The following is a 12,401-nucleotide window of genomic DNA, read 5'->3' as shown; positions in this document are numbered from 1 at the left end:
TTCAGATGAGCCAGGCTAGCGCTGAGTTTATTCCGACCCGTATTGCTATTCTTACCGTTTCCAGTCGTCGCGGCGAAGAGGACGACACTTCCGGCCACTGGCTGCGTGAGGCGGCGCAGGAGGCGGGGCACCATGTCGTCGATAAGGCGATAGTCAAAGAGAACCGCTACGCCATCCGCGCCCAGGTATCGGCGTGGATCGCCAGCGATGAGGTGCAGGTGGTGCTGATCACCGGCGGGACCGGATTCACCGAAGGGGACCAGGCGCCGGAAGCGCTGCTGCCGCTGTTTGACCGTGAGGTGGAAGGTTTTGGCGAAGTGTTCCGCATGCTGTCGTTCGAAGAGATCGGCACCTCGACGCTGCAGTCCCGGGCGGTGGCCGGCGTCGCCAACCACACGCTGATCTTCGCCATGCCGGGCTCGACGAAAGCCTGCCGCACCGCGTGGGACAACATTATTGCCCCGCAGCTGGATGCCCGCACCCGTCCTTGTAATTTTATTCCTCACCTGAAGAAATAATTTATGTCACAACTGACCCATATTAACGCCGCGGGCGAAGCCCATATGGTGGATGTCTCCGGCAAAGCGGAAACGGTGCGCGAAGCGCGCGCTGAGGCTTATGTCGAGATGCAGGCGACGACCCTGGCGATGATTATCGACGGCAGCCACCATAAAGGCGACGTTTTCGCCACCGCGCGTATCGCCGGGATCCAGGCGGCCAAGCGCACCTGGGAGCTGATCCCGCTGTGCCATCCGCTGATGCTCAGCAAAGTGGAAGTCAATCTGCAGGCGCAGCCGGAACATAACCGGGTGCGCATCGAATCGCTCTGCCGCCTGACCGGCAAAACCGGCGTCGAGATGGAAGCCCTTACCGCCGCCTCGGTTGCCGCGCTGACCATTTACGATATGTGCAAAGCGGTGCAGAAGGATATGGTGATTGGCCCGGTGCGTCTGCTGGCGAAAAGCGGCGGCAAATCCGGCGATTTTAAGGTGGACGAACGCCATGATTAAGGTTCTGTTTTTTGCCCAGGTGCGCGAGCTGGTGGGTACTGATTCGCTGACTCTCGACGCCAGCGACCTGGCCACCGTTGAGGCTGTGCGTCAGCAGCTTGCCGCTCGCGGCGATCGCTGGGCGCTGGCCCTGGAGGAGGGCAAACTGCTGGCGGCGGTTAACCAGACGCTGACCGCCTTTGACCATCCTGTCGCCAGCGGGGATGAAGTGGCGTTCTTCCCGCCGGTCACCGGAGGCTGACATGACGCAAACTCGTATCGTCGTTAGCCCGGCGCGCTTTAGCGTCGGCGAGGAGTATCCCTGGCTGGCCGAACGCGATGAAGACGGCGCGGTGGTCACCTTCACCGGCAAAGTGCGCAATCACAACCTCGGCGATAGCGTGAAAGCGCTGACCCTCGAGCACTATCCGGGGATGACCGAGAAATCGCTGGCGGAGATCGTCGACCAGGCGCGCGAGCGCTGGCCGCTGGGCCGGGTGACCATTATCCATCGCATCGGCGAAATGTGGCCGGGGGAAGAGATTGTGTTTGTCGGCGTCACCAGCGCCCACCGCGGCAGCGCCTTCGCCGCCGGCGAGTTTATGATGGACTACCTGAAAACCCGCGCGCCGTTCTGGAAACGCGAGGCGACGCCGGAGGGCGAGCGCTGGGTCGACGCCCGCGACAGCGATCGCCAGGCGGCAGAGCGCTGGTAGTGTGATACGCTTACAGAGTGAAACTTTGTTAATCAGGAGAGAGTCATGGACAGATATCCGCGTTCCGATTCAATAGTGCAGGGCCGCAGCGGCCTGCAGACTTATATGGCGCAGGTGTACGGCTGGATGACGGTTGGCCTGCTGCTGACGGCGTTTATCGCGTGGTTTGCAGCTAACACCCCGGCGGTGATGATGTTCGTCTTTTCGAGCAAAATCACCTTCTTCGGGCTGATCATCGCCCAGCTGGCGCTGGTGTTTGTGCTGTCGGGGATGGTACAGCGGCTGAGCGCCGGGATGGCGACCACCCTGTTTATGCTCTATTCGGCGCTCACCGGGCTGACGCTGTCGAGCATTTTTATCGCCTATACCTACTCCTCCATCGCCAGCACCTTTGTGGTCACTGGCGGGATGTTCGGGGCGATGAGCCTTTACGGCTACACCACTAAACGCGATCTGAGCGGCTTCGGCAGCATGCTGTTTATGGGGCTGATTGGCATCGTACTGGCGTCGCTGGTCAACCTGTGGCTGAAGAGCGAGGCGCTGATGTGGGCCGTGACCTACATTGGGGTGGTGCTGTTTGTCGGCTTGACCGCCTACGACACCCAAAAGCTGAAAAATATCGGCGAGCAGATTGATACCCGCGACAGCGCCACGCTGCGTAAATACTCGATCCTCGGCGCCTTAACGCTGTATCTGGATTTCATCAACCTGTTCCTGATGCTGCTGCGTATTATGGGCAATCGCCGCTAACCTCTTTATATCAAGGGGTTGCATCTCAGAACGCCCGGCAAGCGTAAGGCGGCCGGGCAAGCATTGATTACCTTCCAGGCAACCCTGTAGCGCCGTTTTTTTGCCGGGTGGCGGCTGCGCCTGACCCGGCCTACGTTCTTACGACCTGTCGTTAATTTATTCACCATTGTTGCTGAAACTGCCGGTGCTGACGGCCTCAAAATCGCTGAGACGTTCCCGGAAGGCCGGGGCAGCCCGCATGGATGCGGGCTGAGGGCCGTGTTTTGCACGGACGCTGCCTCGGCCCGACCCGAAGCCTGCAGGGATAAGTCGAAGGTACCGCGTAGCGGCGATTTTGCTGGCCGGAGCCCGGGGGTACAGGGGGCGGCGGCGACTGGCCGCCCCCTGTGCGCTCCCTGCGCCGTAAGAGACATAGCGCAGAAGACTAGCCGGGAGCGCAAACTACGCTGAAGCCACCGATAACATAAACAACCCCACGGCAGTGCTTCCCCTCTCCCGGAAACAGTCCGGCTGGCGTTCAGGCCCATGCAAGCGCAGCGCCGCCGGGCGAGACGCCAGGCGCGGTACCCGTGATGTTTCCGGGTGGCGGCTGCGCCTTACCCGGCCTGGAGGACCCCCCTCACAGGCTCACACCCCGTAGGCCCATGCAAGCGCAGCGCCGCCGGGCGATTTCACTCGCGGGCCAGCTTGCGCTGGTTCTTTTGCCGCAGCTTTTTCGCCCGACTCTCCAGCAGCAGATAGGCCACCGTCGCCAGCAGCAGCGGCAGGAAATAATAGAGCGCGCGCCAGGCGAGGAGGGCGGCGATGATCGCCCCCTTCGAAATCTCTTCCCCGGAGAGCATGGCGATAAACACCGCCTCCAGCACGCCAATCCCGGCCGGGATGTGGATAATCACCCCGGCGATACTGCTCACCAGCAGCACTCCCAATACCAGGAAATAGTTAATCTCGCTGCCCAACAGCAGCCAGATGATCGCCCCCATCGCCATCCAGTTCGCCGCCGAGACCCCCATCTGCAGCAGCGCGAATCGCCAGGAGGGCAGCACCAGCCGCTGGCCTTTGATCGTCAGGTGACGGCGTTTGGCGAACGCGCAGCCGAAGAGATAGCACAGCGTGAGAAATAGCATCGCTCCGCCGATAATCCGCAGGGTGGTCTGGCTGATGTACCAGTGCGACGGCAGCTTCACCAGATCCGCCGTAAAGATCACCCCACCGAGCAGGATATAGCCCAGCCAGTTGGTGGTGATGCTTAAGGAAAAAATACGGGTGATGGTGCTATTGTTCAGCCCCAGCCGGGAGTACAGCCGGTAGCGCATGCCGATGCCGCCGACCCAGGTGCTGAGGGTCAGGTTGAAGGCATAGCAGATAAACGACACCAGCATTACCTGGCGTTTCGCTAGCTTGTGTCCGCACCAGGCGCGGCCAAGCAGATCGTAGCAGCCGTAGATCAGATAGCTGACGATGACCAGCGCAATGGCGCTGAACAAGGCCAGCCGATCGTAGCCGCGGATCACCTTCCACACTTCCTGCCAGTCGACCTTCTGCGCGTAAATCACCAGCAGGACGATCACGGCGATAAAAAAGAGCACGGTCAGCACTCTTTTTGCCATCCGCCAGCGCGGGTGCGATTTGCTCATAGTGGATTATCCCTGGTAGGTGACTCGACGCGATCCTGCGTTTCAATCTCCGGCTGCACCGGCGGGCTGACCCTGGCCAGCCGCGGAGTATGGGCCGGCAGCCAGCCGACCCACGCCGGAAAGTGGCGCAGAAAGTGGAAGGCCATCACGCTCACCCCCAGCCGCCACCAGTTGCGTTTCGGCAGCATTGCTTTATCGATCCGCTGGCAATCCCGGGCGATAAGCCCGTTAAGGTTATCGCGCAGCGTCTGGTTAAACACCCGGTCGTGGATGATCAGATTGGCTTCCAGATTCAGCGACAGGCTGAGCGGGTCCAGGTTGCTCGACCCAACGGTGGCCCAGTGGTCGTCCGCCAGGGCGACTTTGCCATGCAGCGGACGGCGGCGATATTCGTAGATCTGCACGCCGCCTTTGACGAGGTAGTGATAGAGCAGGTGGGCGCCAAATTTCACAATTGGAATATCCGGTTCGCCCTGGACGATCAGCTTCACCCGCACCCCGCGCCGCGCGGCATTGCGCATCGCATGCAGCAGACGGTAGCCGGGGAAAAAATAGGCGTTCGCGATTATCACCTCCCGGCGGGCGCTGGTCAGCATCTTCAGGTAGTGGCGTTCGATATCGTCGCGGTGATCCTGATTATCGCGCCAGACGAACAGCGCCTGCGCCTCGCCGGGGGTCTGGTTGATCTCCGGCTGATGGCGACGACGGCGCCACCAGCGGCGGGCGGTTTCGCTGTTGGGCAGATTCTCCAGTTCGAACTGCAGAATATCGAGCACCACCGGCCCCTCGACCTGCACCGTGTAATCCTGCTTCGCCTCCGGGCCATAGTCGCTCATATGTTCGGCGGAGTAGTTAATGCCGCCGACAAAGGCGGTGGTGTCGTCGATCACCACGATTTTACGGTGCATGCGACGGAACAGGTTAGTGCGCATTCCCATCAGCTTAGGGCGCGGATCGTAATAGCGGAAAATCACCCCGGCGGCGGTCAGTTCGCCGACAAACTCATCGCTAAGATCCGGCGAGCCGTAGCCGTCAAGCAGCACTTCCACCTGGATGCCGCGGCGGGCGGCCTTCAGCAGAACCGCGTGCAGCTGTCGGCCGACCTCATCTTCAAACCAGATAAAGGATTCGAGGATCACCCGCCGGCTGGCGCGACCGATGGCCGCAAACAGCGCCGGATAGTACTGGTCGCCGTTCTCCAGTAGCGTAATGCGGTTGCCTTCCTGCCAACGACATTTCACAAATGAATCTCCACGCTAAGGGGTGCATGATCGGACAGATGCCGCCACTGTTTGAGGGCCAGCGCCTTCGGGCGGCTGGCGTGGGCGTTCTTGACGTAAATGCGATCGAGGCGCAGCAGCGGAAAACTGACCGGAAAGGTGCGCGCCGGGCGTCCGCGGGCGCGGGTAAAAATCTCTTCCAGCCCCGCCTGGGCTTTTAACGGCTGGTTAGCCTGCTGACGCCAGTCGTTAAAATCACCGGCCACTACCACCGGCTCGCCGGCGGGCAGGGTGTTGACCCATTCCGTCAACATCCCCAGCTGCGCCTGCCGCTGGTCGGCACGCAGTCCGAGATGGACGCAAATGACGTGAATCGTGACGCCGCTCTGAGGCGGCACGATGCGGCAGTACAGCAAGCCGCGTTTCTCCCCGTTGCCGACCGAGATATCGCGATTCTCATAGTATTCAATCGGGAAGCGCGACAGCACGGCATTGCCGTGGTGACCTTCCGGATAGACCGCGTTGCGCCCATAGGCGTAGTCGCTCCACATGGTGTCGGCGAGAAATTCGTAATGGGTCGTATCTGGCCAGTTTTCGATATGCAGCGGGTGAACTTCGTGAGCGCCCATCACTTCCTGCAGGCAAACTATGTCAGCGCTGACGCTGCGAACGGCTTCGCGCAGCTCGGGCAAAATAAAACGCCGATTAAACGCCGTAAAGCCTTTATGGGTGTTAATTGTCAGCACGTTCAACGAAAATCCCGACGTTGGCTCAGCCATAATTCTCCAGTAAATGTCACTTTCCTGAATAAAATAGTGTAGTAGACGTCACAAAAAGATGCGGTGTTACGGAATTTTCCGTAAAGTGCGGTACTCTGAGTAGCAGAGAAAAATCCTTCAGGAGAGAAGCCATGAAGTGGCAACAACGTGTACGCGTCGCAACAGGTCTTAGTTGCTGGCAGATTATGTTGCATCTACTGGTCGTGGCAGTGCTGGTGATGGGATGGATGAGCGGCGCGCTGGTGCGCGTCGGATTAGGGCTGTGCGTCCTCTACAGCGTCACGCTGCTGGCGATGCTGTTTCTGCAGCGTCATCACGAGGCGCGCTGGCGCGATGTGGGAGACTTCCTTGAGGAGCTCACCACCACCTGGTACTTCGGCGCCGCCATGATAGCGCTGTGGCTGCTGTCGCGCGTGCTGCACAACAACCTGCTGCTGGCCCTCGCCGGGCTGGTGATACTGGCAGGCCCGGCGGTGGTCTCGCTGCTGGCGAAAGATAAAAAATTACGCAATCTTTCTTCGGAACATCGCATACGCCGCTGAGCCGGTGGTGGCCGCTATGACCAGTAGCGGCCACAAACTTCCCCACACAATCTCCAGACTCGCATCCTTCAGATAAATTTGCTTGGTGATATCGGTAAAGTGGCGGATCGGGTTTATCCAGGTCAGATCCTGCAGCCACTGCGGCATGTTTTCCACCGGTGAAACGTAGCCGGAGAGAAGAATCGCCGGCATCATAAAGACGAACACGCCGATAAACGCCTGCTGCTGCGTGGCGCACAGCGATGAGATCAATAAGCCAAAGCCCACCAGCGATAAACCGTAAATCACCATGGTGAAATAGAACAGCAGCAGCGAGCCGGCAAACGGGATCTGATAGGCCCAGATACCAATCGCCAGCACAATAGTCGCCTGCAGGGTGGCGACGATCAGCGCCGGCACCGCTTTACCGACAAAGATTTGCCAGGTGGCGAGAGGCGAGACCAGCAGCTGATCGAGGGTGCCCTGCTCGCGCTCGCGGGCCACCGACAGCGAGGTGACGATCATCACCCCGATGGTGGTGATCATGGCGATGAGCGACGGCACCACGAACCACTTGTAGTCGAGATTCGGGTTATACCAGTTGCGCACCACCAGTTCGCTATTGTTCGGCTTCGCTTTGTCCTCCAGCAGTTCCTGCTGGTAATTTTTCACCACCTGCTGCAGATAGTTGGCGGCGATTTGCGCGCTGTTGGAGTTGCGCCCGTCGAGCAGGAGCTGCAGCGGGGCGGTTTGATAGTTGTCGAGGTTGCGTGAGAAATCCGCCGGGAAGCGCACCACCAGCAGGGCTTTTTGTTCATCGATGGTCGGCTGGATCGCCTGCGGGCTTTTCAGCAGCAGGACGTGGGTAAAGGCTTTGGCGCGGGCAAAGCGCTGAGTGAGTTCCACCGCGTGGCGACCGCTGTCCTCGTTATAGATGGCGATGGTGGCGTTGGTCACCTCCAGCGTCGCGGCAAAGGGAAACAGCAGCACCTGAATCAGCACCGGCATGATTAAAATCGCCCGCGTCTGCGGTTCGCGCAGCAGCGACTGCAGCTCTTTGCGGATCAATGTCCATAAACGGTGAAACATAATAGCTCCTTTGGCCCATTCAACAACGCCGGGCGGCACTGCGTACGCCCGGCCCACGGGATCGGCGAACCGTATAATCGATGTTGGTTAAACCGTAGGCCCGGTCAGCGCAGCGCCACCGGGCAAAACCTAATCCAGACGCCGTTTGGTTTTCAGCCACGTCAGGCCGATAAACATCACCGCCGAAGCAATCAAAAACAGCACATTCACCAGCAGCACCACCGGAATATTGCCCGCCAGAAACAGGCTTTGCAGGGTATTGACGAAATAGCGCGCCGGGATCACATAGGTCACCGCGCGGATCACCGCCGGCATGCTGTCTATCTGGAAAATAAACCCGGACAGCATTATCGACGGTAAAAAGGCGGCGTTCAGCGCCACCTGCGCGGCGTTAAACTGGTTGCGGGTGATCGTCGAGATCAGCAGTCCCATGCCCAGGGTGCTGAGCAAAAACAGACTGGCGATGACAAACAGGATCGGCAGCGAACCGCGATAGGGGACGCCGAGAATAAACACCGACACCAGCATACACAGCAGCATCGCCAGCATGCCGAGGAAGTAGTAGGGGATGAGCTTGCACAGCAGCAGTTCAGCGCGGGTGATCTCCGTCGACAGCAGCGCCTCCATGGTGCCGCGCTCCCATTCGCGGGCCACCACCAGCGAGGTCAATATGGCGCCGACCACGGTCATGATAATGGTGATCGCCCCGGGGATAATAAAGTGCTGGCTGATGGCCGCCGGGTTAAACCAGTAGCGCATCTGCATGTCGATCAGCGGTTCAAAGGTCTCGCCGCGGTCTTCCGCCCGCTGCTGCTGCCAGATCTGCCAGATACCCTCCACGTAGCCCTGGGCGAAGTTAGCGGTATTGGGCTCGCTGCCGTCGGTGATGAGCTGGAGCGGCGCAGTGGCGCCGGGGCGGGCCATCTGGCGGTCGAAGTCCACCGGAATAACCACCATCGCGCGGATGCGACCGGCCTGCATCAGCTCAATTAGCCGCTGGCGATTGTCACTGACGGTGGCGTCGATATAGGGCGAGCCGGTCATGGTATGGACGAAGTCCAGCGCCTCTTCGCTCTGCTGCTCCAGCAGAACCCCCACCCGCAGCTTGCTGGAGTCGAGATTAATGCCGTAGCCGAAGATAAACAGCAGCAGCAGAGGGATCACCACCGCAATCAGCCAGCTGCTGGGATCGCGGACGATCTGCCGGGTCTCTTTGACGCACAGGGCGCGGACCCGCCGCCAGGAGAGGAGATTACTGCTCATGGCCATTCTCCTTATCCCAACGGTTAATCAGAGTAATAAACGCCTGCTCCATGGTCGGGTCCGTCTGGTTGTCATCCGCCGCCTGGGCCTTCAGCGCGTCCGGGGTGCCGCTGGCGATAAGCTTGCCGTGATAGACCAGCCCAATGCGGTCGCAATACTCCGCCTCATCCATAAAGTGAGTGGTGACCATCACCGTCACCCCTTTATCCACCATGCTGTTGATATGCAGCCAGAACTCGCGACGGGTGAGGGGATCGACCCCGGAGGTGGGTTCGTCGAGAAAAAGAATGTCGGGTTCATGCATCAAGGAACAGGCCAGCGCCAGCCGCTGCTTATAGCCGAGCGGCAGCTCGTCGGCGGCGTGGCGGGCGATGCCGTTCAGACCGAAGGCATCGCTCATGCGGGCAATTTTGTCATTTTGCGCCCGGCCGCGCAGGCCGTAGACCCCGGAGAAAAAGCGCAGGTTCTGCTCGACGCTGAGGTTGCCGTACAGCGAAAATTTTTGCGCCATATAGCCCAGATGCTGACGCGCTTTGCCGGAGCTGACCTTGAGATCCATCCCCAGCACCAGCGCTTTGCCGGAGGTGGGCACCAGCAGGCCGCACATCATTTTGAAGGTGGTGGATTTCCCTGCGCCGTTGGGGCCGAGCAGGCCGAAGATCTCGCCGCGCTTGACCTGGAAATCGACGTGGTCGGTGGCGGCGAAATCGCCAAATTTTTTAGTCAGCGACTGCGCCTCAATCACCGTTTCGTCTTTGCTGCCGTCAACGCGATGGATAATCGCCCCCAGCGGCGATTCGGCGGTCCCGGCGCCGCCGAGCAGGTCGATAAAGGCGTCTTCAAAGCGCGGCGCGGTGTCGGTCACCTGCAGCGACGGCATATCGTCATGTTGCTGAACCTCATCGATGCGCGCCTCCTTTTTCAGGATCAGACGCACCGATTTGCCCTGAATCACGCCGTCGCTAACCTGCGGCAGCTTCAGCGCCCGCTGCAGCAGGCGGCGGTTGTTCTCCTGCGGGCTGGAGACCAGAAAGCTGCGCCCGGCCATGGTTTGCGTCAGGGCCGTCGGCTCTCCTTGATAGAGCAGTTTGCCTTCGTTCATCAGCAGCACATCGCGACACTGCTCGGCTTCATCGAGATAAGAGGTGCTCCACAGGATCAGCATGCCGTCGCCGGCCAGCTCGTGCACCATCTGCCATAGCTCGCGGCGGGAGATCGGATCGACGCCGACGCCGGGCTCATCCAGCAGCAGCACCTTCGGGTCACCCACCAGGGTACAGGCGAGCCCCAGCTTTTGCTTCATGCCGCCGGAGAGCTTGCCCGCCAGCCGCCCGGTGAACGGGCCAAGGGCGGTGAATTCCAGCAGGCGGTCGAAAATTTTCTTCCGCGCCTCGCCGGTGACGCTGCGCAGATCGGCGTACAGGGTGAGGTTTTCCATCACCGTCAGATCTTCATACAGGCCGAACTTCTGCGGCATATAGCCGAGCACCGCGTGCAGAGCGCTGTCGTCTTTTAGCGGATCAAAGCCAATCACCCTGGCGCTGCCCTCATCAGGCTTAAGCAACCCGGCGAGCATCCGCATGAGGGTGGTTTTCCCTGCGCCGTCGGGGCCTACCAGTCCCGTGACGTAGCCGGCGCGGATCGTACAGGTCAGCGGGGCCACCGCTGGCCTGTCCATCCCGGGGAAACGGCGGCTCAGGCCGTTTAAGGCGATGACGGCCTCACTCATGTCCGTTCCCGTTGTCAAAGGAGACGGTCACCGGCATCCCCTGGCGCAGCGCGCCGTCGGCGTCGGTTACCACGATGCGCAGACGGTAGACCAGATCGGTGCGCAGGTCCGGCGTCTCGACAGTCTTCGGCGTGAACTCAGCGCTCGGCGAGACAAAGCCGATTTTGCCGTGATAGGGCTTATCCGGCCGGCTGTCGGTATAGAGCAGCACTGCTTGTCCCGGCTGCGCCTGGCCGAGGTTTTTCTCGTCAACGTAGGCGCGGACCCATACTGGATGGGTCAGGGAGAGGGTTAGCACGGTGCCGCCGGCGTTGAGCATGGTGCCGGGCTCGACGGCGCGGGTCATCAGCGTGCCGTCGGAAGGGGCGGTCAGCACGGTATCGTGCAGGTCCAGTTTAGCCTGGGCCAGCGCCGCCTGCGCCTGTTCGAGGCTGGCTTTGGCCTGGGCTATCTCCTGCGGACGATTGCCGGCGCGGTATTGACGCAGTTTATCCTGCGCTGACTTCAGCGTTGCCTGCGCCTGGTCGCGCGAGGAGCGGGCGTTCTCCAGATCGTTGGCGGAAATGGCGCTGCTGGCGCGTAAACCCAGCTGGCGCTGATAAAAGTTTTGCGCGTAGTCGTAAGCGGCCTGCGCCTGATTCACTGCCGCCGCGGCCTGGGCAATCTCTTCCGAGCGGTAGCCGGCCATCATTAGGTCATACTGCGCCTGGGCGGTGGAGACGTTGGCCTGCGCCTGCAGCAGGGCGTTTTCATAGGGGGCACGGTCAAGCTCGCCGAGGGTTTGCCCGGCGCGGATGCTGTCGCCTTCGTCGACGGTCAGCGAGGCCAGTCTGCCGCCGACGCGGAAGCTCATATTGACGGTGCGGATATCGACATTGCCATACAGAGTCAGCGGCTGCTGCCGGCTGCTCTGGTACCACCACCAGCCGCCGCCCAGCGCGGCGAGAAGAATCACGATCAGCAGAATGACGACGACGGGTTTTTTCATCAGCCCAAACTCCTTTGCGATAACCCATGCAGAATGAAATCGATATGACAGGTAATGACCTCAAAAATCTGTTCGGTTTTTTGCGCGTCAAACTGCGTCCAGCCGGTGCGCAGCAGGATGGTTTCACGCCCGAGACGGAAAGCGAGCACCTCGCCCAGCAGGGCGTGGGTATGGAGGATCATTTGCGTATCACCGGCATCGCGACCCGTCCAGGCGGCGATCAGCCGGGTGAGATAGTGGTGCAGGGGGGCGATCACCTGCTGGTGGATCAGATGGTACGCGGCGGTGGGCGCCAGCTGTTCCCGGGAAATAAATTTGCTCAAGTTGACCGTATCATCCTGGGTCAGCAGCAGAATCATGTTATGGCAGGCGCTGAGGATGAGGGCGCGGATCGCCTGGCGATCCGGCGACTCTCCGGCGAGCAGGGCCTCCGCCGCTTCGGCGTGCGGGCGAAAATTGTCACCGATAAAATCGGCGATCCACTGGCCGCAGGCGAGATACAGGTCGTCTTTCGAGCCAAAATAGTAGGTGATAGCCGCGATATTCTGCCCGGCCTGGGCGGCGATATCGCGGGTGGTGGCATGCTGGCCGTACTCGCCAAACTGGGCGATAGCGGCCGCGATAAGCTGGCTTTTTGCCTGTTCGCCTTTGCTGGTCATCGCGCTCTGAAAAAATTAATCAATCGATTGATTAACTTTAGGCGCCGACTGGCGGTTTGTC

General features: G+C 60.6%; 14 protein-coding genes. 6 read left to right on the top strand and 8 right to left on the bottom strand.

The annotated features are described in order from the left end of the window. The first annotated feature begins 5 nt into the window (after positions 1-5). Genes moaB through ACOI7D_RS04545 form a run of 5 tightly spaced genes read left to right on the top strand, consistent with a single transcriptional unit; the run spans position 6 to position 2,455 of the window. On the top strand, positions 6-518 hold the full coding sequence (gene moaB, locus ACOI7D_RS04565; protein ID WP_023288921.1) for a molybdenum cofactor biosynthesis protein B: 513 nt from the start codon (positions 6-8) through the stop codon (positions 516-518). A 3-nt stretch (positions 519-521) separates the two neighbouring features. After that, the gene (moaC, locus tag ACOI7D_RS04560; RefSeq protein ID WP_004886142.1) at positions 522-1,010 is read left to right on the top strand and encodes a cyclic pyranopterin monophosphate synthase MoaC; all 489 of its coding nucleotides are present in this window, start codon (positions 522-524) and stop codon (positions 1,008-1,010) included. Continuing rightward, positions 1,003-1,251: a molybdopterin synthase sulfur carrier subunit gene (gene moaD / locus ACOI7D_RS04555; RefSeq protein WP_023288922.1), complete on the top strand. Its 249-nt coding sequence runs from the start codon at positions 1,003-1,005 to the stop codon at positions 1,249-1,251. Before moaC ends, moaD begins: the two co-directional genes overlap by 8 nt. A gap of 1 nt (position 1,252) precedes the next feature. Continuing rightward, the gene (moaE, locus tag ACOI7D_RS04550; protein WP_023288923.1) at positions 1,253-1,705 is read left to right on the top strand and encodes a molybdopterin synthase catalytic subunit MoaE; all 453 of its coding nucleotides are present in this window, start codon (positions 1,253-1,255) and stop codon (positions 1,703-1,705) included. 45 nt (positions 1,706-1,750) lie between these two features. Beyond that, the gene (locus ACOI7D_RS04545) at positions 1,751-2,455 is read left to right on the top strand and encodes a Bax inhibitor-1 family protein (protein ID WP_032455204.1); all 705 of its coding nucleotides are present in this window, start codon (positions 1,751-1,753) and stop codon (positions 2,453-2,455) included. Between the two features lie 671 nt (positions 2,456-3,126). Here ACOI7D_RS04545 and ACOI7D_RS04540 read toward each other — a convergent pair. The 3 genes from ACOI7D_RS04540 to ACOI7D_RS04530 are packed head-to-tail and all read right to left on the bottom strand — an operon-like array spanning position 3,127 to position 6,091. Continuing rightward, a complete protein-coding gene (locus tag ACOI7D_RS04540; protein WP_023288925.1) occupies positions 3,127-4,092 on the bottom strand; it encodes a lysylphosphatidylglycerol synthase domain-containing protein in 966 nt (321 codons plus the stop codon). Beyond that, positions 4,089-5,333 (bottom strand): cardiolipin synthase ClsB, encoded by a 1,245-nt coding sequence (clsB, locus tag ACOI7D_RS04535; protein ID WP_023288926.1) that lies wholly within the window; start codon positions 5,331-5,333, stop codon positions 4,089-4,091. Before clsB ends, ACOI7D_RS04540 begins: the two co-directional genes overlap by 4 nt. Next, positions 5,330-6,091 carry an endonuclease/exonuclease/phosphatase family protein gene (locus ACOI7D_RS04530; protein WP_023288927.1) on the bottom strand — a complete coding sequence of 254 codons (762 nt, stop codon included), beginning with the start codon at positions 6,089-6,091 and terminating at the stop codon, positions 5,330-5,332. The genes clsB and ACOI7D_RS04530 overlap by 4 nt, the downstream gene beginning before the upstream one ends. Positions 6,092-6,222: 131 nt before the next feature. Here ACOI7D_RS04530 and ACOI7D_RS04525 point away from each other — a divergent pair, with 131 nt between their 5' ends. Then, the gene (locus ACOI7D_RS04525) at positions 6,223-6,633 is read left to right on the top strand and encodes a YbhQ family protein (RefSeq protein WP_012542390.1); all 411 of its coding nucleotides are present in this window, start codon (positions 6,223-6,225) and stop codon (positions 6,631-6,633) included. Here the strand turns inward: ACOI7D_RS04525 and ACOI7D_RS04520 are convergent. From ACOI7D_RS04520 to cecR, 5 genes are all read right to left on the bottom strand, one after another. Next, positions 6,595-7,701, bottom strand: a complete 1,107-nt coding sequence (locus ACOI7D_RS04520) for an ABC transporter permease (RefSeq protein WP_023288928.1) — start codon at positions 7,699-7,701, stop codon at positions 6,595-6,597. The two genes, ACOI7D_RS04525 and ACOI7D_RS04520, sit on opposite strands and share 39 nt — an antisense overlap. Before the next feature lie 129 nt (positions 7,702-7,830). Continuing rightward, positions 7,831-8,964 (bottom strand): ABC transporter permease, encoded by a 1,134-nt coding sequence (locus ACOI7D_RS04515; RefSeq protein ID WP_060592287.1) that lies wholly within the window; start codon positions 8,962-8,964, stop codon positions 7,831-7,833. Beyond that, the gene (locus ACOI7D_RS04510) at positions 8,954-10,693 is read right to left on the bottom strand and encodes an ATP-binding cassette domain-containing protein (RefSeq protein ID WP_060592290.1); all 1,740 of its coding nucleotides are present in this window, start codon (positions 10,691-10,693) and stop codon (positions 8,954-8,956) included. Before ACOI7D_RS04510 ends, ACOI7D_RS04515 begins: the two co-directional genes overlap by 11 nt. Continuing rightward, entirely contained in the window at positions 10,686-11,681 is a 996-nt protein-coding gene (hlyD, locus tag ACOI7D_RS04505; RefSeq protein ID WP_023288931.1) for a secretion protein HlyD, read from the bottom strand. Before hlyD ends, ACOI7D_RS04510 begins: the two co-directional genes overlap by 8 nt. After that, the gene (cecR, locus tag ACOI7D_RS04500) at positions 11,681-12,340 is read right to left on the bottom strand and encodes a transcriptional regulator CecR (protein ID WP_023288932.1); all 660 of its coding nucleotides are present in this window, start codon (positions 12,338-12,340) and stop codon (positions 11,681-11,683) included. Before cecR ends, hlyD begins: the two co-directional genes overlap by 1 nt. Positions 12,341-12,401 lie beyond the last annotated feature (61 nt).

The sequence above is a fragment of the Klebsiella sp. C360 genome, assembly GCF_048822415.1.
Classification (GTDB): domain Bacteria; phylum Pseudomonadota; class Gammaproteobacteria; order Enterobacterales; family Enterobacteriaceae; genus Klebsiella; species Klebsiella quasipneumoniae.
Note: the sequence above shows the minus strand (reverse complement) of the source record. Positions and strands in the feature narration are given on the sequence as shown.

Bases quoted from the DNA above. Each gene is read 5' to 3' on its own strand.
- ACOI7D_RS04545 (WP_032455204.1), top strand. From the start codon at position 1,751: ATGGACAGATATCCGCGTTCCGATTCAATAGTGCAGGGCCGCAGCGGC.
- cecR (WP_023288932.1), bottom strand. From the start codon at position 12,340: ATGACCAGCAAAGGCGAACAGGCAAAAAGCCAGCTTATCGCGGCCGCT.
- moaB (WP_023288921.1), top strand. From the start codon at position 6: ATGAGCCAGGCTAGCGCTGAGTTTATTCCGACCCGTATTGCTATTCTT.
- ACOI7D_RS04510 (WP_060592290.1), bottom strand. From the start codon at position 10,693: ATGAGTGAGGCCGTCATCGCCTTAAACGGCCTGAGCCGCCGTTTCCCC.
- moaE (WP_023288923.1), top strand. From the start codon at position 1,253: ATGACGCAAACTCGTATCGTCGTTAGCCCGGCGCGCTTTAGCGTCGGC.
- ACOI7D_RS04520 (WP_023288928.1), bottom strand. From the start codon at position 7,701: ATGTTTCACCGTTTATGGACATTGATCCGCAAAGAGCTGCAGTCGCTG.
- hlyD (WP_023288931.1), bottom strand. From the start codon at position 11,681: ATGAAAAAACCCGTCGTCGTCATTCTGCTGATCGTGATTCTTCTCGCC.
- ACOI7D_RS04525 (WP_012542390.1), top strand. From the start codon at position 6,223: ATGAAGTGGCAACAACGTGTACGCGTCGCAACAGGTCTTAGTTGCTGG.
- ACOI7D_RS04515 (WP_060592287.1), bottom strand. From the start codon at position 8,964: ATGAGCAGTAATCTCCTCTCCTGGCGGCGGGTCCGCGCCCTGTGCGTC.
- ACOI7D_RS04540 (WP_023288925.1), bottom strand. From the start codon at position 4,092: ATGAGCAAATCGCACCCGCGCTGGCGGATGGCAAAAAGAGTGCTGACC.
- moaC (WP_004886142.1), top strand. From the start codon at position 522: ATGTCACAACTGACCCATATTAACGCCGCGGGCGAAGCCCATATGGTG.
- ACOI7D_RS04530 (WP_023288927.1), bottom strand. From the start codon at position 6,091: ATGGCTGAGCCAACGTCGGGATTTTCGTTGAACGTGCTGACAATTAAC.
- moaD (WP_023288922.1), top strand. From the start codon at position 1,003: ATGATTAAGGTTCTGTTTTTTGCCCAGGTGCGCGAGCTGGTGGGTACT.